The following is a 22,312-nucleotide window of genomic DNA, read 5'->3' as shown; positions in this document are numbered from 1 at the left end:
ACCCGCCACCCCTCCGCTCTCCCCCCGAGCCGAACGATCGATCCGCGTGTGAGCGGATCGATCTAGGCGGTCGCTCCCCGCTCTGCGAATCGCATCCACGCCGGAAAGCCGACCGCGCCGAGCCCGGCAGGGACGGGCTCGGAGATCAGGAAGGTCGAGCCGAACGATCGATCCGCGTGCCAGCGGATCGATCTAGGCGGTCGTCCCCCGCCCTGCGAATCGTAACCACCCTCTCCGGCCGACCGCGCCGAGCCCGGCGGGGACGGGCTCGAAGGAAGATCAGCCCAAGCTCGCGACCCACTCCGAGCTGCCGTCGACGAAGGACTGCTCCTTCCAGATCGGCACCGACGCCTTGATGTCGTCGACCAGTGCCGCGCAGGCTTCGAAGGCCGCCGCGCGGTGGGCCGAGGCCACGGCGCAGGAGAGGGCGAGGTCGCCGACCACGAGGTCGCCGACCCGGTGCACGGCGGCGATCCGGACGTCGGGCCAGCGCTCGGCGATGCGGCGGGCGGAGGCGAGGAGCGCGGCGGGGGCGTCCGGGTGCGCCTCGTAGGACAGTCGGAGCACGCCGCGGCCCTCGTCGTGGTCGCGGACGACGCCCGCGAAGGTCACGACGGCGCCGTGCGTCGGCGACTCGACCGCCTGCTCGCACTCGTCGACGGTGATGGCCTCGGCCGCGAGCCGGGCGAGGGCGACCGGCTCAGCGGGCATGGTCGCCGCCTCCGAGCTGGTCGAGCAGGTGCCCGATCACCGGGTCGAGCACATCGATCCCGTCGCGGACGCCGCCGGGGGAGCCGGGGAGGTTCACCACGACGGTGCGGCCGCTGACGCCGGCGAGCCCGCGGCTGAGCACGGCGGTCGGGACGTGGGCGGCGCCCTTGGCGCGCACCGCCTCGGCGAGGCCGGGCAGGGGCCGCTCCAGGAGGGGGGCGGTCTGCTCCGGGGTGACGTCGCTCGGGGCGACGCCCGTCCCGCCGGTGGTCACGACCACGTCGACTCCGCTGCCGATCGCGTCGGCGATCGCCTCGCCCACCGCGTCGCCGTCGGCCACGACGACCACCCGGGACTCCCAGCCGCGGGTGGTGAACCAGGCCTCGAGCGCCGGTCCCGTCCGGTCCTCGTACACGCCGGAGGCGGCACGGGTGGAGGCGACGACCGCCACCGCCCGCCGCGTCACGGGGTTCCTCCGCTCGTCCACGAGCCGCTCCTCCCGCCCGCCTTCGCGAGCACACGGATACCGGTGATCGCGGCACCGCGATCGACCGCCTTGATCATGTCGTAGACCGTGAGGGCGGCCACGCTGACCGCGGTCAGCGCCTCCATCTCGACGCCGGTCCGCCCGGTCGTGCGCACGCGCGCCTCGATCCGGACGCGGCCGTCCTGCGGCTCGAGGTCCACGTCGACGCCGTCCAGCGCCAGCGGGTGGCAGAGCGGGATGAGGGTCGAGGTCGCCTTCGCGCCGAGGATCCCGGCGATCCGCGCCACGCCGAGCGCTTCGCCCTTGGGCAGCTCGCCCTGCTCGAGGAGCCGCACCACCTCGGGCGAGGTCTCGACGTAGCCCTCGGCGACGGCGGTGCGCGCCGTGACCTCCTTCGCGCTCACATCGACCATGTGCACGGCTCCGTCGCCGCGCACATGGGTGAGCCGATCGCTCTCAGTCATCGATCCTCCAGATCTCGACCGTGTCGCCGGTCGCTGCGTGGTCCGTCCCGACGGGGACGTGGATGAGCACGGTGGAGCGGGCGTAGGACGCCAGCAGGTGCGAGCCGGGCCCGCCCACCGGGTGCACGAGGCCCTCGTCGTCGAGGACTCCGCGGCGGATCTGGTGGAGGTGCGCGGGCGAGTCGAGCGCCGTGCCGAGGCGCGCACGGAGGCGCGGCCGCTCGGCGGGCGTCCGTCCCGCGAGCGAGCGCAGCACGGGCCGGAGGAACACCTCGAACGAGACCAGGGCGCTCACCGGGTTCCCGGGAAGCGAGACGACCGGCAGGTGCAGCCCCTCGGCCACGCGCACGAGACCGAGGCCCTGCGGGCCGCCCGGCTGCATCTCGACGTGGCCGAACTCCGAGCCCGCCGGGCCGAGCGCGTCGCGGACGACCTCGTAGGCGCCCGCGCTGACGCCGCCGACCGTGATCACCAGGTCGGCCGCACCCGCGTGCTCCTCGAGCAGCGCCAGGAGGTCCTCGGCCCGATCGCTCGTGCAGGCGGCGACGACGGGCAGCGCGCCCGCCTCGCGGACGGCCTCGGCCAGCAGGGCGCCGTTCGCGTCGTGGATCTGCGCCTCCTCGAGGACGGCGCCTGCGGGACGGATCTCGTTGCCGGTGGGGACGACGAGCACCCGGAGTCGCGGCAGCACCTCCGCCTCGGTCAGCCCGAGGGAGGCGAGGAGTCCGTAGTGAGCCGCGCGGAGGACCGTGCCGGCCGGGAGGGCGAGCTCGCCGCGGCGGGCGTCGCTGCCCCGGGCTCGGACGAAGGTCGCAGGCACCACCGGGTGCGCGAAGGCGACGCTGCCCTCCGCGGGGAAGCGCGGAGGATCGACGCGCTCGACCGGGACGACGGCGTCGGCCCCCTCCGGCAGCGGCGAGCCGGTCATGATCGGGGTCGCCGTGCCGGGCTCGTGCCGCGGCGCCCGGTCGCCCGCGGGGATCGGCGCCGATACGGGCAGGGCGACGGGTTGCTCCGGCGCCGCCGCGTCGAGGTCGGCCGCCCGCACCGCGAAGCCGTCCATCTGCGAGTTGTCGAAGCGCGGCAGGTCGAGCGGGGAGTCGACGGAGCGGGCGAGGATCCGCCGGTCGTACGCGCCCGGATCGGCGGCGACGGCGGCCGGATCCAGGCTCAGCGATTCGCGGGCGCCCCGCGTGGCCAGCGGCGCGAGCAGCGCCCGCACCCGGGCGGCGTGCAGGTCGATCGAGGTCATCGTGTCCTCTCGCGAGCGGCGGAGCCCGACCGGCGCCGGGACCGAGTCCATCTTGCCGGGTCGCGCCCGGTTCCGCGGCGTAGTGTGAGCGGATGAGCACAGCACTGGGGATCCCGGGCCTCCGGCCCCGACAGCGCAGCGCGGTCCTCCCCGCCGACCGCCCCGCCACCCCGCTCCTCCTGGACACCTACGGGCGTGTCGCGGACGATCTGCGGATCTCGCTGACGGACAAGTGCAATCTGCGCTGCACCTACTGCATGCCGGCGGAGGGTTTGCCGTTCCAGCCGCCCGCATCCCTCCTCAGCCGCGAGGAGATCCTCCGCCTCGCGCGCATCGCCGTGGAGCAGTTCGGCGTCCGCCAGATCCGCTTCACCGGCGGCGAGCCGCTCCTGCGCAAGGATCTCGTCGACATCATCCGCGACGTCGCCTCCCTCGACCCGCGCCCCGAGATCTCGCTCACGACGAACGCGATCGGCCTGTCGGGTCGGGCGGCGGCGCTCGCCGACGCCGGCCTGAACCGCGTCAACGTCTCGCTCGACTCGATCTGCGCCGAGACCTTCGCGAAGGTCACCCGTCGCCCGTTCCTCGACCGCGTGCTCGCAGGCATCGACGCGCTCGGTCCCGCGGGCCTGGAGCAGACCAAGATCAACGCGGTGCTCCTGCCCGGGATCAACGACCACGAGGCCCCGGAGCTGCTCGCCTGGGCCCTCGCGGGAGGCCACCAGCTCCGCTTCATCGAGCAGATGGCGCTCGACGCCGACCACGGCTGGGATCGCGCGACCATGATCACCGCCGCGGACATCCGGGCGCTGCTCTCGGAGCGCTTCTCGCTCAGCCCGCACGCGGCCCCGCGCGACGGCGCCCCCGCCGAGCTCTTCGACGTCCGCGAGGCCGGGGGGTCCGAGGTGCTCGGCCAGGTGGGGATCATCGCGTCCGTCACCGAGAACTTCTGCGACGACTGCCGCCGCACCCGGCTCACCGCCGAGGGAGGTGTCCGCAGCTGCCTCTTCTCGAACGAGGAGACGGACCTGCTCGGCCCGATGCGCGCGGGCGCGGACGACCACGAGGTCGCCCAGCTCTGGCGCGGGGCGATGTGGGCCAAGCCCGCGGGACACGAGATGAACCGGGCGGGCTTCGTGCAGCCCGAGCGCACCATGAGCGCGATCGGCGGATGAGCATGCGGGTCCGCTACTTCGCGGCGGCCAAGGCCGCCCTCGGCCGCGGTTCCGACGAGCTCGACGAGGTGCCCGACCTGGGCGCTCTCGAGGAGAGACTCGTCGCCTCCGCGCCCTCGGCCGCCGACGTGCTCGCACGGTGCACCTACCTGGTCGACGGCGTGTCGACCGCGGACAGGGCCACGCCGCTGCGTCCCGATGCCGCGGTCGACGTCCTGCCGCCGTTCGCCGGCGGCTGACCTTCGACCAGCCGTCCTGGACGCCTGCACCCGCTCCGCGCACTCTGCAGCAGACACTCGCTCTTGCGGAGCACCCCTCGTCCCTGGGCCCGCCCGGAGTGCTCCGTCGCACACGGCCGCGCGGGAACGCCAACCTCGGTCCGGTGAGCGACGGAGCGGACCGGCTCAGCGGCCGACGCGGTACGTCACGAGCTCAGGACGGCGGTCGTCGTGTGGAGGACGGGGCGGGTCACCGCTCCCGCCACGACGCCATCCCGCCGTCGAGCGAGTCGGACGCCACGCCCGCCGCCGCCGCGCGCTCCGCTGCGAGACGCGACCGGACCCCGGAGGCGCAGTGCAGCACGAGCGGACCGGCCGGCAGAGCGGCGGGGTCGAAGCGCGACATCGGCATCCGCACGGCACCGGGCACCGCGACGGACCGGTCCTCGTCGTCCTCGCGGAGGTCGACGACGGTCGGGGGCGTCGACCAGGCCAGCCGCTCCCGCAGCTCGGCCGCCGTGATCGAGCCCGCCGCGGCCCGCCGCTCCGGGACCGGCGGCACCCGCCGTTCGAGAGGGAGCTCGGCCCAGGAGGAGTCGAGGGCGTCGTGCACGAGGACGCGACCGAACAGCGGCTCGCCCGCCCCGGTCACGAGCTTCACGACCTCGGCCGCCATGGCCGAGCCGATCAGCGCGCAGAGCGCGCCCAGCACGCCCACCGTCGAGCAGCTGTCGCCCGCGTCCTCGGCCTCGAGGTGCAGCGCGCGCAGGGTCACCCCTCCGCCCGGAGCGCCGGCCCAGAAGGTCGAGAGCTGCCCGTCGAAGCCGAGTGCCGACCCCCACACGTGCGGGATCCCGGCGCGCGTCGTCGCGTCCGAGGCGAGGTAGCGCGCGCCGAAGGTGTCGAAGCCGTCGACCACGACGTCCCAGCCCGCCACCAGGGCGTCGACGTTGGCCGAGGTCAGCGACACCGGGAAGGCCCGGGCATCGATGCCGGGGGAGAGCCGCCGCGCGGTCTCCGCCGCCGACTCCGCCTTCGACCGGCCCACCGAGGAGTCGTCGTGCGCCGTCTGCCGCGCCAGGTTCGAGAGCTCGACGACGTCGCCGTCCACGATGCCGAGCCGCCCGATCCCGGCCGCGGCGAGCGCCGTGATCACCGGCGAGCCGATGCCGCCCGCGCCGAGGATCAGCACGCGCGCGTTCCGGAGGCGCCGCTGTCCGAGCTCCCCGAGGGGCGCCAGGCGGATCTGCCGGGCGAACCGCTCGCGCTCGGCGGCGGTGAGCGGCGGTCCGGGCTCGACGAGCGGGGTCATGAGAGCTCCTTCCTCCACTGGCCCTCGTGGGCGACGGGGGTGAAGCCGACGGCCTCGTTCACGGCGAGCATCGGTCGGTTCTCCTCGGCGTTCCAGGTGTAGACGGCCCGGCAGTCCGGGGCGGTCAGGGAGAGGTGCTCCAGGGCGTCGAGCTTGAGCAGCATTCCCAGGCGGTGTCCGCGGTGCTCGGGCAGGACGAGCGTGTCGCCCCAGAGGGCGGCGCGGCCCGGGATCACGTCGACGGTGCAGTATCCGGTCAGTCGTCCGCTCGCGCGCTGCAGCACCGCGGAGGTCAGCTCCCGTCGTCCGCCTGCCGCGGCCCCGTGCTCGTGGGCGGCGAGCCTCGCGCGGGTCCAGGTCTCCTCCGGCACCGAGAGGCCGGCGGACGGGGCCTGGACCGACATCCGCGAGCGCAGGAGCAGGAGGTCCTCGATCCACTCCTCCGGAGTCGCGCCGCACCAGTGCAGCAGGTCGTAGCCGGGGGCGTGGTGCGACGCGGCCTTCCGTCGCGCGGCGGTCGCCTCGCGGTCGAGGGGCAGCCGGGCGACGCTGACCCGCTCCACCTGCTCGAGGGACCAGCCGCGGGCGGCGAGCCGTCGCGAGCCGGGGTCGGCGGAGGGGACGGAGCCGGCTCCCGAGAGCGCGGCCAGCCGCGGGCCGGAGGCGTCGGCCCGGTGCGCCGTCCAGGTCTGCAGGACGCGGCGGCCGAGACCCGCCGCCTCCGCGCTCAGGCGCTCCATCAGGGCCGAGCCGACTCCCCGCCCGCGCTCGGCCGGGAGGACCGAGATCGAGAGCCAGGCGGCGTCATCGTCCGCGGCCGTGCTCCAGTGCAGCTCCCCGCTGCCGACGGGCCGACCGTCCCGCTCGGCGAGGAAGGCGCGGCGGGGCGAGTGCTCGCGCTGCTGCCACTCGCCGAGGCTCGCCTCCGCCGGGAAGCCCAGGTCGGCGGTGCCGGTCCCCTCCGCCTCGACAGCGTCGCCGATCGCGGTCAGGGCGAGGAAGTCGCTCCAGCCGTCGGCGCCCACGGCCTCGGGGATCGCGAGCTCGCGGATCCGGAGCGCTGGGTCGGGGGTGCGGTTCACCACCCCAGTGTGCACGTCCCGGCGCCCGCGGCGGCCTCCTGCGCCTGTTCCGGTGCGGGATCGCGGCGGTCCGTCGGCCGGTCGGGGCTCCGCCTCCCGGCCCGGCCGCGGCCGTCGGCTACCGTGGAGGCGTTGTGGACGGGAGCGAGGCGGCCGGGTGTACCTGAAGAGCCTGACCCTCAAGGGGTTCAAGTCCTTCGCTCAGCCGACCACGTTCGCCTTCGAGCCGGGGGTCACCTGCGTCGTCGGCCCCAACGGCTCGGGCAAGAGCAACGTCGTCGACGCGCTCGCCTGGGTGATGGGGGAGCAGGGGGCGAAGACGCTCCGCGGCGGCAAGATGGAGGACGTCATCTTCGCGGGCACCTCCACCCGCGGACCCCTCGGCCGCGCCGAGGTCGCGCTCACCATCGACAACTCGGACGGCGCCCTGCCGATCGAGTACACCGAGGTGACGATCACCCGGACGCTCTTCCGCAACGGCGGCAGCGAGTACGCGATCAACGGACGCGGCTGCCGGCTGCTCGACGTGCAGGAGCTGCTGAGCGACTCCGGTCTCGGGCGCGAGATGCACGTCATCGTGGGGCAGGGACAGCTCGACGCCGTGCTGCACGCGACCCCCGAGGAGCGGCGCGGGTTCATCGAGGAGGCCGCCGGGATCCTCAAACACCGCCGCCGCAAGGAGAAGACGCTCCGCAAGCTCGAGGCGATGCAGGCGAACCTGACCCGCCTCTCCGACCTCGCGGGCGAGATCCGGCGCCAGCTCAAGCCCCTCGGGCGCCAGGCCGAGGTCGCACGGCAGGCGCAGACGATCGCCGCCGTGGTGCGCGACGCCCGGGCGCGCCTGCTCGCCGACGACGTGGTCGCGCTCCGGACCGCTCTGGACGGCTTCGCCCGCACCGAGAGCGAGCGGCACAGCGAGCGGGTGGTCCTGCAGCAGCGGCTCGAGCAGGCGACGCTCCGGCGAGCGCGGATCGAGGCGGAGGCGGTCGGCGACGCGGTCGACGACGCCCGGCGCACCTCGTTCGAGCTGGAGTCGGTGCAGGAGCGGCTGCGCAACCTCTCGGCCCTCGCCGGGCAGCGGCTCGCGATGCTCGAGCTCGAGTCCGAGCAGCCGCAGATCCAGCCGCGCGTGACGCCGGCCCAGGTGGAGGAGGCGCGGGTCGAGCTGGAGCGGCTGCGGCAGGCCGTCCTCGACGCGGAGACGGCGTGGGTCCAGGCGCAGCGCACGACCGTCGCCGCCCGCTCCGCCCTCGACGCGGTCGACGAGGAGATCGCCGCGCAGGCGGCCCTCGTCTCGCGCTACGACCTCGAGCTCTCCACCCTCTCGGGGCAGGCCGACACCGCCGCCTCCCGTCTCGCGTCCGTCCGGGGCGAGGTCCTGCGCGCGCAGAACACCCTCGACGCGGCCGACCGGCGGAAGGAGGCGGCGCGGCGGGCGCTCGACGCTCTGGAGGCCGAGCTGGACGACGCGGGCCGCGGCCCCGACGGCGGCCTCGACGAGGGCTACGAGCTCGCCCAATCCGCGGTCTCGGCCGCCGAGGGCGGGATCGAGCGGCTGCGCGAGGAGCTGCACGCCCTGGAGCGCGAGCGCGAGGCGCTGGCCGCCCGCACGGGTGCCCTGTCGCTGGCCCTCGACGTCTCGGACGGCTCGGCCGAGCTGATCGCCGCCCGGATCGAGGGGGTGCGCGGCCGGGTCGCCGAGCGGATCCAGGTGCGGCCGGGCTCCGAGGCCGCGATCGCCGCCGCCCTCGGCGCGGTCGCCGACGCCGTGCTGGTCGAGTCGACCGCCCGGGCCGACGCGGCTCTGGACGCCGCGCTGGAGCGCGACCTCGGACGCGTCGAGCTGCTGGTCGCCGACGCCGCCCGGCCGCACGTCGCTCTCACCGTTCCCGAGGGGGCGGAACGCGCGGGCGACCTCGTCACGGCGCCGGCCGGGGTCCTCTCGCTCCTCGAGCGCGTGCTCGTGGTCGAGGACCTCGCCGCGGCGCGGCGCCTGAGGGAGCGCATCGATCCGGGCACCGTCCTGGTCACCCGCGACGGCGCGACCGTCTCCGACGCCGTGCAGAGCGCCGGCTCCGGCGGGCAGCGCAGCCGGATCGAGCTCGTCTCCGAGCGCGACTCGGCCGCCGCCCGGCTGGAGGAGGTCGAGGGCGGGATCGACCGGCTCCGCTTCGAACTCGCCGAGCAGACCGGAGCGCTCCGCGGCGCGAAGGAGCAGGCCGCGAGCGCGCTCTCGGCCCTCCGCGAGCACGACGCCGCCCGTGCCGCCCACACCGAGCGGCTCGGCGGCGTGCGCGCCCAGCTCGAGGCGGCCACCGCCGAGCACGGCCGGGGCTCGAGGGCGCTGGCCGTCGCCTCGGACCGGGTCGGCGACGCCGAGCGCGCGGCCCAGGAGGCGAGGTCGGCGCTCGACGCCGCGCGCGCCAGGCCCCGGCCGGTGCTCGACGCGAGCGCGCGCGACGGTCTGCAGCGCGACGTCGACACCGCACGCGAGCGCGAGATCGAGGCGCGGCTCGGCGTCGAGACCGCCAAGGAGCGGGTGCGGGCGGAGCAGTCCCGCGGGGAGGCGCTGGCCCGCCAGCTGGCCGCCGACCGCGCCGCCGCCGACGAGGCCGCGCGCCGCGCCGTGATCCGCCGTCGCCAGCGCGACGCCGCGGCCGAGGTGACCGCCGCGCTCCCCGCCGTCCTCGCCTCCGTCGACCGCTCCGTCCAGCAGGCCCGGGCCGAGCTCGTCGCGGCCGAGGCGGCGCGCTCGCAGCAGAACGCCGAGCTGCAGGGGCTCCGCCGCGAGGAGGGGAGCGTGCGCGACCGGCTCCAGTCCGTCACCGAGAGCGTCCACGGCCTCGAGCTGCAGATCTACGAGAAGAGGCTGCAGCTCACCGGTCTGCTCGAGCGCGCCGCGTCCGAGCTCGGGCTCACCGAGGACGTGCTGGTGGAGGAGTACGGTCCCGGAGTCGGCGTCCCCGACGAGACGGACGAGGAGCAGGAGCCGCGGCCCTACGTCCGCGAGGAGCAGCGCCGCCGCCTCGAGAAGGCCGAGAAGCAGCTGGGGCAGCTGGGCCGCGTCAATCCGCTCGCGCTGGAGGAGTTCGCCGCGCTGGAGCAGCGGCACGCGTTCCTGACCGAGCAGCTGGCCGACCTCACCGGGACCCGGCGGGACCTGCTCACCATCATCGAGGAGCTCGACGAGACGATGCAGACGGTGTTCGCCTCCGCCTTCGACGACACGCAGGCGGCGTTCGCGGACGTGTTCCCGGTCCTCTTCCCCGGCGGCACCGGCAGCATCCGCCTGACCGACCCGGAGAACCTGCTCACCACCGGCATCGAGGTCGCGGTGCGGCCGGCCGGCAAGAAGATCGAGCGGCTGTCGCTCCTCTCCGGAGGGGAGCGCTCGCTCGCGGCCGTGGCGTTCATGGTCGCCATCTTCAAGTCACGGCCGAGCCCCTTCTACATCATGGACGAGGTGGAGGCCGCCCTCGACGACGCGAATCTCGGCCGACTGCTCAGCATCTTCGAGGACCTGCGCACCTCGAGCCAGCTGATCGTCATCACCCACCAGAAGCGGACCATGGAGATCGCGGACGCCCTCTACGGCGTGTCGATGCGGCAGGACGGCGTCTCGGCCGTCGTCGGCCAGCGCGTCGCCGCGCCCCCGGCCTGAACCCGCCTCCCGGACCGCTCGGAGGCGCGCCCGCCGGTAGCCTGGACCCATGGCAGAACGCACCTCCTGGTCGCTCGGCCGCGCACTGCGCGGCCTGTTCGAGAAGCGCACGATCGACGACCAGACCTGGGACGACCTCGAGACGGCGCTGATCACCGCCGACTTCGGCCCCGACATCACCGAGGAGATCGTCGACGACCTCCGCGCCAAGGTGGCCCGATACTCCACCACCGACCCGCGCGACCTCCAGCGGATGCTCCGCGAGTCCCTCGAGGAGCGCCTGTCGAAGTACGACACCACCCTCAAGCTCAGCGAGCGCCCCGCCGTGATCCTCGTGGTCGGCGTGAACGGCGTCGGCAAGACCACGACCATCGGCAAGTTCGCCAAGTTCCTCCGCAACTACGGCCGGAGCGTCGTGGTCGGCGCGGCCGACACCTTCCGCGCCGCGGCGGTCGACCAGCTCGCCACCTGGGCGCAGCGCGCCGACGCCCAGATCGTCCGCCCGCAGCAGGAGCGCCAGGATCCGGCGTCCGTCGCCTTCCAGACCGTGCAGTTCGCGAAGGACACCGGCGTCGAGATGGTCATCATCGACACGGCCGGCCGCCTGCACACCAAGGGCGGGCTGATGGACGAGCTCACGAAGATCAAGCGCGTCATCGAGAAGCAGGCGCCGATCTCCGAGATCCTGCTCGTGCTCGACGCGACGACCGGTCAGAACGGCCTGAGCCAGGCGGAGGCGTTCATCGAGCACGCCGGCGTCACCGGCCTCGTCATCACCAAGCTCGACGGCTCGGCAAAGGGCGGCTTCGTCCTCGCCGTGCAGGAGAAGACCGGCATCCCGATCAAGCTCGTCGGCCAGGGCGAGGGCATCGGCGACCTCACCGGCTTCACCCCGCACGTCTTCGCCCAGCAGCTCGTCAGCTGAGCGGCCCCGCCCCGCCCGGGACGACGCGCCTGCGCCGTCCCGGTGGCGGGCTACACGGCCTGCGAGAAGCCCAGCGCCGCGTCGGCGAGGTGGCGCAGATGGTCCGGGACCGGCAGGCCCTTCGACTCCATCGAGCGCGCCCAGAGCCGGCCGGCGCGGTAGGAGGAGCGGACCAGGGGCCCGGCGAGGACGCCGAGGAAGCCGATGTCCTCGGCCTCCTCCTTGATCGCCACGAACTCCTCCGGGTGCACCCAGCGGTCCACCGGCAGATGCCGCGGCGTCGGGCGGAGGTACTGCGTGATGGTCACGATGTCGGTGCCGGCGTCGTAGAGGTCCTGCAGCGCCTGCGAGATCTCCTCCCGCTCCTCGCCCATGCCGAGGATGAGGTTCGACTTCGTGATCAGCCCCGCCTCCCGGCCCTGGGTGAGCACGTCGAGCGAGCGCTCGTAGCGGAAGGCCGGCCGGATGCGCTTGAAGATCCGCGGCACTGTCTCGACGTTGTGGGCGAACACCTCCGGCTCCGCGTCGAACACCCGCTGCAAGTGCTCGGCGCGGCCGGTGAAGTCCGGGACCAGGATCTCGACCCCCGTGCCCGGAGCCTGGGCGTGGATCTGGCGGATGGTCTCGGCGTAGAGCCAGGAGCCCTCGTCGGGCAGGTCGTCGCGGGCGACTCCGGTGACGGTCGCGTAGCGGAGGTTCATCCGCGCCACGGACTCGCCGACGCGCCGGGGCTCGTCCGCGTCGTAGTCCGCGGGCTTCCCGGTGTCGATCTGGCAGAAGTCGCAGCGGCGGGTGCACTGGGCGCCCCCGATGAGGAAGGTCGCCTCGCGGTCCTCCCAGCACTCGAAGATGTTGGGGCAGCCCGCCTCCTGGCAGACGGTGTGCAGCTCCTCGCTCTTCACCAGCGACTGCAGCTGCCGGTACTCCGGGCCCATCGAGGCCTTCGTTCGGATCCACTCGGGCTTGCGCTCGATCGGCGTCTCGGCGTTGCGGATCTCCAGCCGCAGCAGCTTGCGGCCGCCGGCCTCGGCGCTCACGCGGCGACCTCCTCGATGCGGGCGGAGAAGGCGGGGGCCGCCTCCGAGAAGCGCGCCGCCACCCGCGCCCGCACCGCCTCCATGGGCGGAGCCTCGCCGCGCTCGCGCTCGAGCGTGGTCACTCCGGCGTCGGCGATGCCGCAGGCGACGATGCGGGCGTAGGGCTCGAGGCTGTTCGAGACGTTGAGGGCGAAGCCGTGCATCGTCACGCCCGAGGCGACGCGGATGCCGATCGCGGCGATCTTGTCGGCGCCGCCGTCCCTCGGGATCCACACTCCCGAGCGCCCGTCGACGCGCCGCCCCTGCACGCCCAGGTCGTCGAGAGCGGCGATCAGCACGCCCTCCAGCGAGCGGACGTAGGCGACCACGTCGACGGGCTCGCCGAGCCGCACGATCGGGTAGCCGACGAGCTGGCCCGGGCCGTGCCAGGTGATCCGGCCTCCGCGGTCGACGTCGACCACGGGCGAGCCGTCGTCCGGGCGCTCGTGCGCCTCGGTGCGCTTGCCGGCGGTGTAGACGGAGGAGTGCTCGCAGAGCACGAGGGTGTCCGGCCTCGAGCCCGCCACCACCTCGGCGTGCAGGCGGCGCTGCAGCTCCCAGCCGTCGGTGTAGTCCAGGGGGTCCGCGGAGTCGCCCGCCACCAGTGTCTCGATCACCGGGCCACCCTAGCTCCGTTCTTGGACTCGGACCAGTTAATCCGCTGCACCGTGATCGCGCCGATCGCGGGCCGATCGGCGGCCCCGCCCGCCGACCCTCCGGGCCTCCGGTAGAATTCCGGGCATCATGGCTACTTTCGGCACCCTCTCCGATCGACTCGTCGAGACCTTCAAGAACCTCCGCACGAAGGGCAAGCTCTCCGCGTCGGACGTCGACGGCACCGTCCGCGAGATCCGGCGGGCCCTCCTCGACGCCGACGTCGCGCTGGAGGTCGTGAAGGAGTTCACCGGCAAGGTGCGCGAGCGAGCCCTCGGCGACGAGGTCAACAAGGCGCTCAACCCGGCCCAGCAGGTCGTCCAGATCGTCAACGAGGAGCTCGTCGCGATCCTCGGCGGGCAGTCGCGACGCCTCGAGTTCGCCAAGCGCCCGCCGACCGTCATCATGCTCGCCGGACTCCAGGGCGCGGGCAAGACGACCCTCGCGGGCAAGCTCGGCAAGTACCTCGGCAAGGACGGCCACACCCCGCTGCTCGTCGCGGCCGACCTCCAGCGCCCCAACGCCGTGCAGCAGCTGCAGGTCGTCGGCGAGCAGGCCGGAGTCGCGGTCTACGCGCCGGAGCCGGGCAACGGCGTCGGCAACCCGGTCAAGGTCGCTCAGAACGCGATCCGCTTCGCGACCGACAAGCAGTACGACACGGTCATCATCGACACGGCCGGACGCCTCGGCGTCGACGCCGACATGATGAAGCAGGCCGCGGACATCCGCCGCGTCACGAACCCCGACGAGGTCCTGTTCGTCATCGACGCGATGATCGGCCAGGATGCGGTGGCGACCGCCAAGGCCTTCCAGGAGGGCGTCGACTTCACCGGCGTCGTCCTCTCCAAGCTCGACGGCGACGCCCGCGGAGGCGCGGCGCTCTCGGTCGCCTCGCTCACCGGCCGCCCGATCCTCTTCGCCTCCACGGGCGAGTCGCTCGACGACTTCGAGCAGTTCCACCCCGACCGCATGGCGAGCCGCATCCTCGACCTCGGCGACGTGCTGACCCTCATCGAGCAGGCCCAGTCCGCGTTCGACGAGGACGAGGCGCGCAAGATCGCCGAGAAGATCATGGGGGACACGTTCACCCTCGACGACTTCCTCGGCCAGATGCAGCAGCTGCGCAACATGGGCTCGATCAAGAAGATGATCGGCATGCTGCCCGGCGCGAAGGGCATGCGAGAGCAGCTCGACCAGTTCGACGAGCGCGAGATCGTGCGCACCGAGGCGATCATCCAGTCGATGACGAAGGCGGAGCGGGTCAACCCGAAGCTGCTCAACGGCTCGCGGCGCCTGCGCATCGCCCGCGGCTCCGGCATGACGGTCACGGACGTCAACCAGCTCGTCCAGCGCTTCGAGCAGGCCGCCAAGATGATGAAGACGGTCGCCAAGGGCGGCATGCCCTCGGTCCCCGGCATGGGCCCCGTGCCCGGCGCCGGCTACCAGGGCCGCCCGAAGCCGCAGAAGAAGAAGAGCAGCAAGTCCGGCAACCCCGCCAAGCGCGCGGCCGAGAACGCGGCGATCACCTCCGGGCCCCGCCCGGGCGATGCGGGCGGCTCCGGCTTCGGCCTGGGCGGCGGCGCCGGCAAGGGCGCCCAGCCCACGCCGGAGGAGCTCGAGCAGCTGCAGAAGCTCCTCGGGCGATGAGGCGGGTCGCGGCCAGACGCGCGGGCGGGATCCTCGTCCTCGCGGCCGTGCTCGGGCTCACCGGCTGCGCCGAGGGCTCCGGGGTCGACGCGATGACGGCGCCCTCCCCGGAGGACCTGGTCGGCCGCTGGGTGACGGGCGTCTCCTACGACGCGCCCGACGTGCCGTTCCTCCTGATCGCGGAGGACGGGACCTGGACGGGCTCCGACGGCTGCAACGGCGCGCAGGGCGAGTGGTCGATCGACCAGGCGGGCGCGCTCACCGTCTCGGCCGGGCCGAGCACGCTGATCGCCTGCGACGGCGTCGCGCTGCCGATGATCTTCTCGGAGGCGGCGATGGCCTCGCTCGACGGCGGACGGCTCCGCCTGTTCGACGACGAGGGTGCCACCGTCGTCAAGCTCGCCCGCTCCACGAGCGACGAGGCGCCCTCGGCGTCGCCGGACCCGGCGGGGGAGTAGCGCGCCGTCCCTCCGCGGGCCGCAGCGGGGATCCCCGTGAGGCGCACCGCTCGCTAGCGTGAGGGCATGACAACCGCACACGCGCGCCCCGTCCGCATCGGCGTCCAGATCGCACCGCAGCACGTCCCCTACGAGGTCATCCGCGACACGCTCGCCGAGCTCGAGGACCTCGGCGTCGACATCGCCTTCAACTGGGACCACTTCTTCCCGCTCTCGGGAGAGCCGAACGGCCTGCACTTCGAGGGCTGGAGCATGCTCGCGGCCTGGGCCGAGCAGACCAGCCGCATCGAGTTCGGCCCGCTGGTCACCTGCAACAGCTACCGGAACCCCGACCTCCTCGCCGACATGGCGCGCACGGTCGATCACATCAGCGCCAAGGGCGCCGAGGGCCGTCTGATCTTCGGCATCGGCTCGGGCTGGTTCGAGCGCGACTACGAGGAGTACGGCTACGAGTTCGGCACTCCCGGCTCCCGCCTCGACGAGCTCTCCGAGGCGATGCCGCGCATCCGCAGCCGGTGGTCGATGCTCAACCCGGCGCCCACCCGCGACATCCCGGTGATGATCGGCGGCGGCGGCGAGAAGAAGACGCTGCGGATCGTCGCCGAGCACGCCGACATCTGGCACAGCTTCTCGGACGTCCCGACGCTCGAGCGCAAGCTCGGCGTGCTCTCGGAGTGGTGCGGCCGCGTCGACCGCGACCCGGCCGCGATCGAGATCTCGACCGGCGCGAGCGTGCGCGGCGGTGTCGGCGACGCCTCCTTCGACGTGCTCGACCAGCAGTACGACCTGGGTGCCCGCCTGTTCACGCTCGGCATCACCGGTCCGGACATCGACCTCGCGCCCGTGCGCGACCTGCTCGGCTGGCGCGACGGCCGGAACAGCACCGCGCGCTGACCCGGCGGGGCGCCGTCACGGCGGCGCCCCGCGTCGGAGTCAGGCCGCCGGCGCGTCCGTCGCCTTCTGTCCCGTCGGCACCGCCCGGGCGAGGCCGGACTTCTCGGCCGCCACCTCGAAGGCGTCGGCCAGGGCGCGCTGGCCCTCGACGGTGGGATGCACGCCGTCCTCGCCGAGCAGCCCGTCCTCGCGGAGGGGGTCCGGGTACTCCAGCGCACCGCCGCCGGCGGCCGTCACGGCCTCGACCAGCGCCGCGTCGTACTCGTCGAGATCGGAGGGGCGCGGGTCGGGGCCCCAGACCGAGTCGAGCGCGATGAGCCGGGCCGAGGGCGAGGCGGACACGATCGCATCCACCGCCGGCCCGATCGCGGCGTCCACGTCCTCCGGATCCCAGCCCAGGTCGTTGCTGCTGGCGATCAGCACGATCGCGTCGGGCCGGGTGTCGGCGATCTCCTCCGCGCGGTCGCCGATCGCGACGCCGCAGTCACCCGGTTCGATGAAGCCGCCGCCGTCGCAGCCCAGGTTCGTGACCTCCCAGCCGAGGTCGTCGCCGACGAGTGCGGGCCAGGCCTGCTCCGGATCGACCGTCAGACCGCGCACGATGCTGTCGCCGACGATCGTCACCCGGGAGCCGGCGGGAAGAGAGCCGCCGATCGAGAGCGGCAGCGGATCGGCGGTGACGGTCGGGAGGGGAGTGGCGGTGCCGGCGGGGGACGCGGTCGCCGGGCCGGTCGTCGTCGAGGACGAGCAGCCGGCGAGACCGAGGGCCAGTGCGCCGATCGCGGCTGCGGCGAGGAGGGCGGGACGCGTCATGAGCGGGGATCCCGGAGCCCGTCGCGCAGCTCGCCCGCGAGAGCCCGGACCACCGCCTTCAGGTCGCCGTCGTTCGCCGCGGCCGTCCGCAGCTGGCGCTGGTAGCTCGCTCCCGCGACCAGGATCAGCTCGACGTCGCCGAGCTCCTTCACGCAGTCGAGGCGCTCGGCGACCGGCGCGAGGGTGACGAGCAGGTCGCGGATGTCGTCGGTGACCAGCCGCTCCGCTCCAGCGGCGTCGAGGATGATCTCGGCGTCGAGTCCGTAGCGGGCCGCGCGCCACTTGTTCTCGCGCACGTACCAGGGCTGCATCGTCGGCAGGTCCTCGCCCGCGTCCAGCCGCGACGAGAGGTGCTCGACGAGGCACTGGATCAGCGCGGCGACCGCTCCGATCTCCTCCGCGGAGGAGAGGCCGTCGCACGCGCGCATCTCGAGAGTGCCCCACTGCGGCGAGGGGCGGATGTCCCAGCGGACCTCCGTGTGGTCGTCGATGACGCCGGTGCGCATCATGTCGTCGACGTACTCCTCGTAGTCCGCCCAGGCGCCGAACTGCTGCGGCAGGCCGGCCGTGGGCAGCTGCTGGAACATCAGCGCGCGGTTCGAGGCGTAGCCCGTGTCGACTCCGCCCCAGAACGGGCTCGACGCCGAGAGCGCCTGCAGGTGCGGGTAGTAGTCGAGCAGGGAGTTGAGGATCGGCAGCACCTTGTCGCGGTGCTCGATGCCGACGTGCACATGGATGCCCCAGATCATCATGTTCCGGCCCCACCACTGGGTCCGGTCGATGAGGCGGTGGTACCGCTCCTTGTCCGTGATGGCCTGGTCGAACCACTGCGCGAACGGATGCGTGCCCGAGCACACGAGGTCGAGTCCCATGGGGTCGGTGATCTCGCGCACCTGCCGGAGCTGATCCTGCAGATCGGCGACCGCGTCGCGGACGGAGGTGTGCACGCCGGAGACCAGCTCGACCGTGTTGCGCAGGAGCTCGCCGGTGATGTGCGGGTGCGGGGCGCCGTCGTCGCTGCGGAGCGCCTCCAGCACCACATCGGCGACGTTGGCGAGATCGCCCGTCTGCCGGTCGACGATCGCGACCTCCCACTCGATCCCGAGCGTGGAGCGGTCTGATGCGGCGAAGCTGATCTCCATGGCGTGGTCCTCATCGGATCCGGGCGTCCGCCGATCGGGACGCGCCTCGCCATCCTGCCACCTGCGGCTGGGGCGGACGCCGAGCCCCGGCGGAGGCCTTCCGGGTCCTGCGCGGCCCGCTCCCGCGAGGGTGCCGCTGGGCGGCGGCGTGCCGGGCCCGCACCGGGGCGGTTTTTCTGGCAGAATGATCCGTCGGGTCCGAGGCGGTCGACCCTCTACTCACCGCCGACGAAACCCCCTCGAGCTTCCGCCGGGTGTGCCCCCACGCTCACGGCTCAGTTCATCCATCATCGACCGGACACCGGTCAACGACCACACAGGAGAATTGTGGCTGTCAAGATTCGTCTGAAGCGCCTCGGCAAGATCCGGGCGCCCTACTACCGCATCGTCGTCGCCGACTCGCGCACCAAGCGCGACGGCCGCGTGATCGAGGAGATCGGCAAGTACCACCCGACCGAGCAGCCCTCGTTCATCCAGGTCGACTCGGAGCGCGCGCAGTACTGGCTCGGAGTCGGCGCGCAGCCGACCGAGCAGGTCGCCGCGATCCTCAAGCTGACCGGCGACTGGGGCCGCTTCAAGGGCGACGCCGACGCCGTCAGCACCGTCCAGGTGAAGGAGCCCAAGGCTCCGTTCGTCGTCGACGCGAAGAAGAAGCCCGTCCTCAAGCCGAAGTCCGAGGCTCCGGCCAAGGCCGCCCCGGTCGAGGACACCGCCGACGAGACCTCCACCGAGGCGTAGTCAGTGCTCGCTCCCGCCGTCGAACACCTCGTCAAGGGGATCGTCGAGAACCCCGATGAGGTCAGTGTCGTGGCCACGAGCTCCCCGCGCGGAGAGGTCCTCGAGGTGCGCGTGCACCCCGAGGACCTCGGCCGCGTGATCGGACGCTCCGGTCGCACCGCCAAGGCCGTCCGCACTCTCGTCGCCGCGCTCGCCGACGGGCGCCGCGTGCGTGTCGACGTCGTCGACACCGACAAGTAGAGGTGTCGGTCACCGGACCGGGCACGACGCAGCTCCGCGTCGCCCGACTCACCAAGGCACACGGGCTCAAGGGCGCCATCAAGCTCGAGCTCTACACGGACGAGCCCGACAAGCGCTTCACCCCCGGATCCACGTTCACGCTGCAGGTCCCGCGCACCTCCGAGTGGCACGGCAAGAAGCTCGAGCTCGTCGAGTTGCGCTGGTACAACAGCCACCCCGTCGCGTTCTTCCGAGGCGTCGACGATCGCAACGCCGCTGAGACCCTCCTGAAGGCGATCCTCTGGATCGATGAGGAGGTGCAGACCCAGCCGGGCGAGGACGACTCCTGGTACGACTACCAGCTGGTCGGCATGAAGGTCGTCCGCGACGGCGTCGAGGTCGGCACCGTCCGCCGCGTCGACCACTTCCCCGCGCAGGACCTGCTCATCGTCGGCACCTCCTCCGGCGAGGTGATGGTGCCGTTCGTGAACGCGATCGTCCCCTCCGTCGACGCCGCGGCCGGGATCGTCACGGTCACGCCTCCGATCGGCCTGTTCGAGGAGGCTCCCGAGGAGGAGCCCGCCGCGGTCGACCTCAGCGGCGTCGACCTGGCGGACCCGGCGCTGAGCGCGCCTGCGGACGCCGACGAGCCGGACGCGTCCGCTGACGCGGACGCCGCTCTCGAGGAGCCCGCCGACGACGAGCCCTCGGCCGCCTCCGACGCCGCCTCCGAGGAGGAGCCCCGGTCGTGAGGATCGACATCGTCACGATCTTCCCGGAGTTCTTCGGCGTGCTCGACATCAGCCTGCTCGGCCGTGCGCGGCAGAGCGGGCTGATCGAGCTCGGCGTGCACGACCTGCGCGACTTCACCCACGACCGCCACCGCACCGTCGACGACACGCCCTACGGCGGCGGCGCGGGCATGGTGATGCGACCGGAGCCGTGGGGCGAGGCGCTCGACACGATCCTCGACGGCTCGGACGACCCCGTCGTGATCTTCCCGTCGCCCGCGGGCGAGCTGTTCACCCAGGCGACCGCCCGCGAGCTCGCGGAGGAGTCCACCCTCGTCTTCGGCTGCGGCCGCTACGAGGGCATCGACCAGCGCGTCGTGGACCACACCGCCGAGCGCGCGCGAGTCCGGCTGATCAGCCTCGGCGACTACGTCCTCAACGGAGGAGAGGTCGCCGTGATGGCGATGATCGAGGCCGTCGGACGCCTGGTCCCGGGCGTCGTCGGCAACCCGGCGAGCCTGGTCGAGGAGAGCCACTCCGACGGGCTGCTCGAATACCCGAGCTACACCAAGCCCGCCTCCTGGCGGGGCCTCGACGTCCCTCCGGTGCTCCTCAGCGGCAACCACGGGGCGATCGCCGCCTGGCGCCACGAGCAGAGCGTCGAGCGCACGCGCCGCGTCCGCCCCGAACTGCTTCCCTAGCCCCGCGCCGCACGGTCACCGGGCCGTGAGGGCCAGGTGCCGGTCGCGCAGGGCGAGGAAGAGGGGGAACGCGAACGCGAGGGCGACCAGCGGCGCGAGCAGCACCAGCATCCACACGCGGCGCATCCCGATCCGGCGGCCCTCCACCACCATGAAGGCGACGGCTGCGATCGCGACGACCAGCAGGTCGGTCGAGAACGACGACACCCACGGCCCGCCCGCGGCGAGGCCGGCGAGCACGTCCGCGCCCTCCTGCATCGCCCGCACGTTCCAGGTCCAGGTCCCGATCAGCCCGGCGAGGGCGAGGACGAGGTAGACGATCCCGAGCGGCGTCCAACCGCGGTGCAGCCGGCTCATGCGCGGGCCTCCGTTCGTGCGAGGGTGAGGATCGTCCCTCCGGCGAGGGCGACCACGGCCACAGTAGCGACGGCGAGGGTCAGCGCGTCCGGTGCGGTCAGCGCCTGTCCGCGCAGCGCCTGCCAGCAGGTGAGGGCGACCGCTGCCGCCCAGCCCGCCGAGGCCAGGGCGACGAGCCGCAGCCGGGTGGATGCGGGGCGCAGCACGGGGATCCGGGCTGCCAGCCGTCGGAGCAGCAGCGCGAGCAGCGGGAGCCCCTGCAGAGCGTGCATCCCGACGAAGTGCGGGATGCGCAGATCGCCCCCCGTGGTGCTCCAGCCCAGGAGTGGGAGGCCGGGTCCGCCGTCCGCGACTCCGACGGCGTGCGCGCCGACGACGCCCTGGTAATCGCTGATCTGGCCGGCCGAGGGCCCCGTCATCAGGAATGCGAGGGCCATCCCGACGAGCCCGATCACGAGTCCGGCGCGCACGGCGAGCGTCAGCGCCGGGTCGCCGAGCGGCACCCGCGCCAGGAGGGCGGCGAGGACCAGCGTCGCCAGCCAGACCACCACGATCGAGACGGCCATCGAGGCCCAGAGCGCGGCGTGCAGGGGAGTGGAGACGTCGAAGTGGCTGCGCTCGCCGACCAGGGCGGCGCCTCCGATCACGACCATCTCGACCGCCAGACCGACCGCCGCGACCGTGCCCAGCGCTCGGGCGAGGCGGCGCCGGCGGGGCACGAGCCCGATCAGCCAGGCGAGCGTCACGGCGTACAGCGCGATCGAGAGGCAGAACTTCAGCGGCTTGCCCCAGAGCGGCTGCCCGCCGAGCTCGCGGGGATCGACGACCAGCGCGATCGCGCAGAGGAGGGCGCCGACCGCCATCGCGGCAGCGAGCACCAGGAGCGGCCGGTGCGGAGCAGCGGAGGCCGTGCGCGCGGGCGTCTCGGTCGCCGCGCTCATCGGGGCACCTCCGTCGAGCCGAAGCGGCTCTGCGTCTCGCGCGCCTGGGCGACGCGCCGGAGCGACTGCAGCACCACGTCTCCGAGCGCGGTGCCGACGGCGGCGACGGCCGCCTGCTCGCTCACGCTGTCGCGGGCCTGCAGCTCGTCGAGGTCGGCGGAGGCGACGAGGGCGGCGGCGCGGGCGTAGGCCTCGAGCCAGGCGGCGCTCATCGGTCCGGTGGAGAGCTCGAGCGCGTCGAGCGCCCGTGCCGCCGTCGCGACGGCGGGGTGGCCGCAGTGGTCGGAGCCCGCGGCCTCGGCGATCCGCCGCGTCGACACCTCGGTGGCGGACGCCGTCGAGTCGGCGCTCACGGAGACCACGTCCTGCGCCACCTCGAACGCCGCTGTCGGACCGACGCCGGCGTCGAGCGCGGCCGTGATCCGCTTCGCGCCGGCGATGCCGACGCCGCCGCTCTCGATGAGAGCGCGGAGCAGCGTCAGACGCGCGACATGGGCGTCCCCGTACTCCGCCCGCTGGGGGCCGGCGGCGTCGCCCGGCGGCAGCAGCCCCTCCCGGATGTAGTACTTGATCGTGGGCAGGCTGACGCCGCTGCTGCGGCTGAGCTCCGAGATTCGCACGTGGACAGTATCGCTATCGGATAGCGGTACTGTC

General features: G+C 73.6%; 24 protein-coding genes. 11 read left to right on the top strand and 13 right to left on the bottom strand.

Annotated features, from left to right (window positions below):
- Positions 1-279 precede the first annotated feature (279 nt).
- From C5C59_RS06515 to glp, 4 genes are read right to left on the bottom strand one after another with little or no spacing between them, the layout of a single operon-like run.
- Positions 280-711 carry a molybdenum cofactor biosynthesis protein MoaE gene (locus C5C59_RS06515; RefSeq protein WP_104239721.1) on the bottom strand — a complete coding sequence of 144 codons (432 nt, stop codon included), beginning with the start codon at positions 709-711 and terminating at the stop codon, positions 280-282.
- A complete protein-coding gene (locus C5C59_RS06510; RefSeq protein WP_244229433.1) occupies positions 701-1,198 on the bottom strand; it encodes a molybdenum cofactor biosynthesis protein B in 498 nt (165 codons plus the stop codon). The genes C5C59_RS06515 and C5C59_RS06510 overlap by 11 nt, the downstream gene beginning before the upstream one ends.
- Positions 1,174-1,662, bottom strand: coding sequence for a cyclic pyranopterin monophosphate synthase MoaC (gene moaC / locus C5C59_RS06505; protein WP_104232482.1), 489 nt, complete (start codon positions 1,660-1,662; stop codon positions 1,174-1,176). Before moaC ends, C5C59_RS06510 begins: the two co-directional genes overlap by 25 nt.
- Entirely contained in the window at positions 1,655-2,914 is a 1,260-nt protein-coding gene (gene glp, locus C5C59_RS06500; RefSeq protein ID WP_104251249.1) for a gephyrin-like molybdotransferase Glp, read from the bottom strand. The genes moaC and glp overlap by 8 nt, the downstream gene beginning before the upstream one ends.
- Positions 2,915-3,006: 92 nt before the next feature.
- On the opposite strand from glp, the gene moaA reads away from it, so the two are divergent.
- Both moaA and C5C59_RS06490 read left to right on the top strand, forming a co-directional pair.
- The gene (gene moaA / locus C5C59_RS06495) at positions 3,007-4,089 is read left to right on the top strand and encodes a GTP 3',8-cyclase MoaA (protein ID WP_104239628.1); all 1,083 of its coding nucleotides are present in this window, start codon (positions 3,007-3,009) and stop codon (positions 4,087-4,089) included.
- Entirely contained in the window at positions 4,086-4,328 is a 243-nt protein-coding gene (locus C5C59_RS06490) for a MoaD/ThiS family protein (RefSeq protein ID WP_104223924.1), read from the top strand. Before moaA ends, C5C59_RS06490 begins: the two co-directional genes overlap by 4 nt.
- A 229-nt stretch (positions 4,329-4,557) precedes the next feature.
- On the opposite strand, the gene C5C59_RS06485 is transcribed toward C5C59_RS06490, so the two are convergent.
- On the bottom strand, positions 4,558-5,619 hold the full coding sequence (locus C5C59_RS06485) for a ThiF family adenylyltransferase (RefSeq protein WP_104239627.1): 1,062 nt from the start codon (positions 5,617-5,619) through the stop codon (positions 4,558-4,560).
- Entirely contained in the window at positions 5,616-6,701 is a 1,086-nt protein-coding gene (locus tag C5C59_RS06480; RefSeq protein ID WP_181134844.1) for a GNAT family N-acetyltransferase, read from the bottom strand. Before C5C59_RS06480 ends, C5C59_RS06485 begins: the two co-directional genes overlap by 4 nt.
- Positions 6,702-6,858: 157 nt before the next feature.
- Between C5C59_RS06480 and smc the strand changes: the two genes are divergently transcribed.
- Both smc and ftsY read left to right on the top strand, forming a co-directional pair.
- The gene (gene smc / locus C5C59_RS06475; protein ID WP_104251246.1) at positions 6,859-10,362 is read left to right on the top strand and encodes a chromosome segregation protein SMC; all 3,504 of its coding nucleotides are present in this window, start codon (positions 6,859-6,861) and stop codon (positions 10,360-10,362) included.
- Between the two features lie 49 nt (positions 10,363-10,411).
- Positions 10,412-11,287, top strand: a complete 876-nt coding sequence (ftsY, locus tag C5C59_RS06470) for a signal recognition particle-docking protein FtsY (protein ID WP_068253475.1) — start codon at positions 10,412-10,414, stop codon at positions 11,285-11,287.
- 50 nt (positions 11,288-11,337) lie between these two features.
- On the opposite strand, the gene lipA is transcribed toward ftsY, so the two are convergent.
- Both lipA and lipB read right to left on the bottom strand, forming a co-directional pair.
- The gene (gene lipA, locus C5C59_RS06465; protein WP_181134843.1) at positions 11,338-12,324 is read right to left on the bottom strand and encodes a lipoyl synthase; all 987 of its coding nucleotides are present in this window, start codon (positions 12,322-12,324) and stop codon (positions 11,338-11,340) included.
- A complete protein-coding gene (lipB, locus tag C5C59_RS06460) occupies positions 12,321-12,980 on the bottom strand; it encodes a lipoyl(octanoyl) transferase LipB (RefSeq protein ID WP_104238539.1) in 660 nt (219 codons plus the stop codon). Before lipB ends, lipA begins: the two co-directional genes overlap by 4 nt.
- Positions 12,981-13,107: 127 nt before the next feature.
- Between lipB and ffh the strand changes: the two genes are divergently transcribed.
- From ffh to C5C59_RS06445, 3 genes are all read left to right on the top strand, one after another.
- Positions 13,108-14,664: a signal recognition particle protein gene (gene ffh / locus C5C59_RS06455; protein ID WP_104226882.1), complete on the top strand. Its 1,557-nt coding sequence runs from the start codon at positions 13,108-13,110 to the stop codon at positions 14,662-14,664.
- Complete coding sequence (locus C5C59_RS06450; RefSeq protein WP_104238538.1) at positions 14,661-15,122, top strand: META domain-containing protein; 462 nt, start codon at positions 14,661-14,663, stop codon at positions 15,120-15,122. The genes ffh and C5C59_RS06450 overlap by 4 nt, the downstream gene beginning before the upstream one ends.
- Positions 15,123-15,188: 66 nt before the next feature.
- Positions 15,189-16,016 (top strand): LLM class F420-dependent oxidoreductase, encoded by an 828-nt coding sequence (locus C5C59_RS06445; RefSeq protein ID WP_104223915.1) that lies wholly within the window; start codon positions 15,189-15,191, stop codon positions 16,014-16,016.
- 39 nt (positions 16,017-16,055) lie between these two features.
- Here C5C59_RS06445 and C5C59_RS06440 read toward each other — a convergent pair whose 3' ends face one another.
- Together C5C59_RS06440 and C5C59_RS06435 are read right to left on the bottom strand one after the other, a co-directional pair.
- Positions 16,056-16,829, bottom strand: a complete 774-nt coding sequence (locus C5C59_RS06440; protein ID WP_104238537.1) for an SGNH/GDSL hydrolase family protein — start codon at positions 16,827-16,829, stop codon at positions 16,056-16,058.
- Positions 16,826-17,971 (bottom strand): glutamate--cysteine ligase, encoded by a 1,146-nt coding sequence (locus C5C59_RS06435; RefSeq protein WP_104238536.1) that lies wholly within the window; start codon positions 17,969-17,971, stop codon positions 16,826-16,828. Before C5C59_RS06435 ends, C5C59_RS06440 begins: the two co-directional genes overlap by 4 nt.
- Before the next feature lie 327 nt (positions 17,972-18,298).
- Here C5C59_RS06435 and rpsP point away from each other — a divergent pair, with 327 nt between their 5' ends.
- The 4 genes from rpsP to trmD are packed head-to-tail and all read left to right on the top strand — an operon-like array spanning position 18,299 to position 20,360.
- On the top strand, positions 18,299-18,709 hold the full coding sequence (gene rpsP / locus C5C59_RS06430) for a 30S ribosomal protein S16 (protein ID WP_104223912.1): 411 nt from the start codon (positions 18,299-18,301) through the stop codon (positions 18,707-18,709).
- 3 nt (positions 18,710-18,712) lie between these two features.
- Positions 18,713-18,949: an RNA-binding protein gene (locus tag C5C59_RS06425; RefSeq protein ID WP_068210678.1), complete on the top strand. Its 237-nt coding sequence runs from the start codon at positions 18,713-18,715 to the stop codon at positions 18,947-18,949.
- Positions 18,950-18,951: 2 nt separating this feature from the next.
- A complete protein-coding gene (rimM, locus tag C5C59_RS06420; RefSeq protein ID WP_104238535.1) occupies positions 18,952-19,680 on the top strand; it encodes a ribosome maturation factor RimM in 729 nt (242 codons plus the stop codon).
- Entirely contained in the window at positions 19,677-20,360 is a 684-nt protein-coding gene (gene trmD, locus C5C59_RS06415; RefSeq protein WP_104238534.1) for a tRNA (guanosine(37)-N1)-methyltransferase TrmD, read from the top strand. The genes rimM and trmD overlap by 4 nt, the downstream gene beginning before the upstream one ends.
- 15 nt (positions 20,361-20,375) lie before the next feature.
- Here trmD and C5C59_RS06410 read toward each other — a convergent pair whose 3' ends face one another.
- The 3 genes from C5C59_RS06410 to C5C59_RS06400 are packed head-to-tail and all read right to left on the bottom strand — an operon-like array spanning position 20,376 to position 22,278.
- Positions 20,376-20,717 (bottom strand): DUF2834 domain-containing protein, encoded by a 342-nt coding sequence (locus C5C59_RS06410; RefSeq protein WP_104238533.1) that lies wholly within the window; start codon positions 20,715-20,717, stop codon positions 20,376-20,378.
- A complete protein-coding gene (locus C5C59_RS06405; protein WP_104238532.1) occupies positions 20,714-21,658 on the bottom strand; it encodes a hypothetical protein in 945 nt (314 codons plus the stop codon). Before C5C59_RS06405 ends, C5C59_RS06410 begins: the two co-directional genes overlap by 4 nt.
- Positions 21,655-22,278, bottom strand: coding sequence for a MerR family transcriptional regulator (locus C5C59_RS06400; RefSeq protein WP_104238531.1), 624 nt, complete (start codon positions 22,276-22,278; stop codon positions 21,655-21,657). The genes C5C59_RS06405 and C5C59_RS06400 overlap by 4 nt, the downstream gene beginning before the upstream one ends.
- Positions 22,279-22,312 lie beyond the last annotated feature (34 nt).

Origin of the sequence: Rathayibacter sp. AY1F4, from assembly GCF_002931775.1 — a bacterium.
In the GTDB taxonomy this organism is placed as follows: Bacteria; Actinomycetota; Actinomycetes; order Actinomycetales; family Microbacteriaceae; genus Rathayibacter.
Note: the sequence above shows the minus strand (reverse complement) of the source record. Positions and strands in the feature narration are given on the sequence as shown.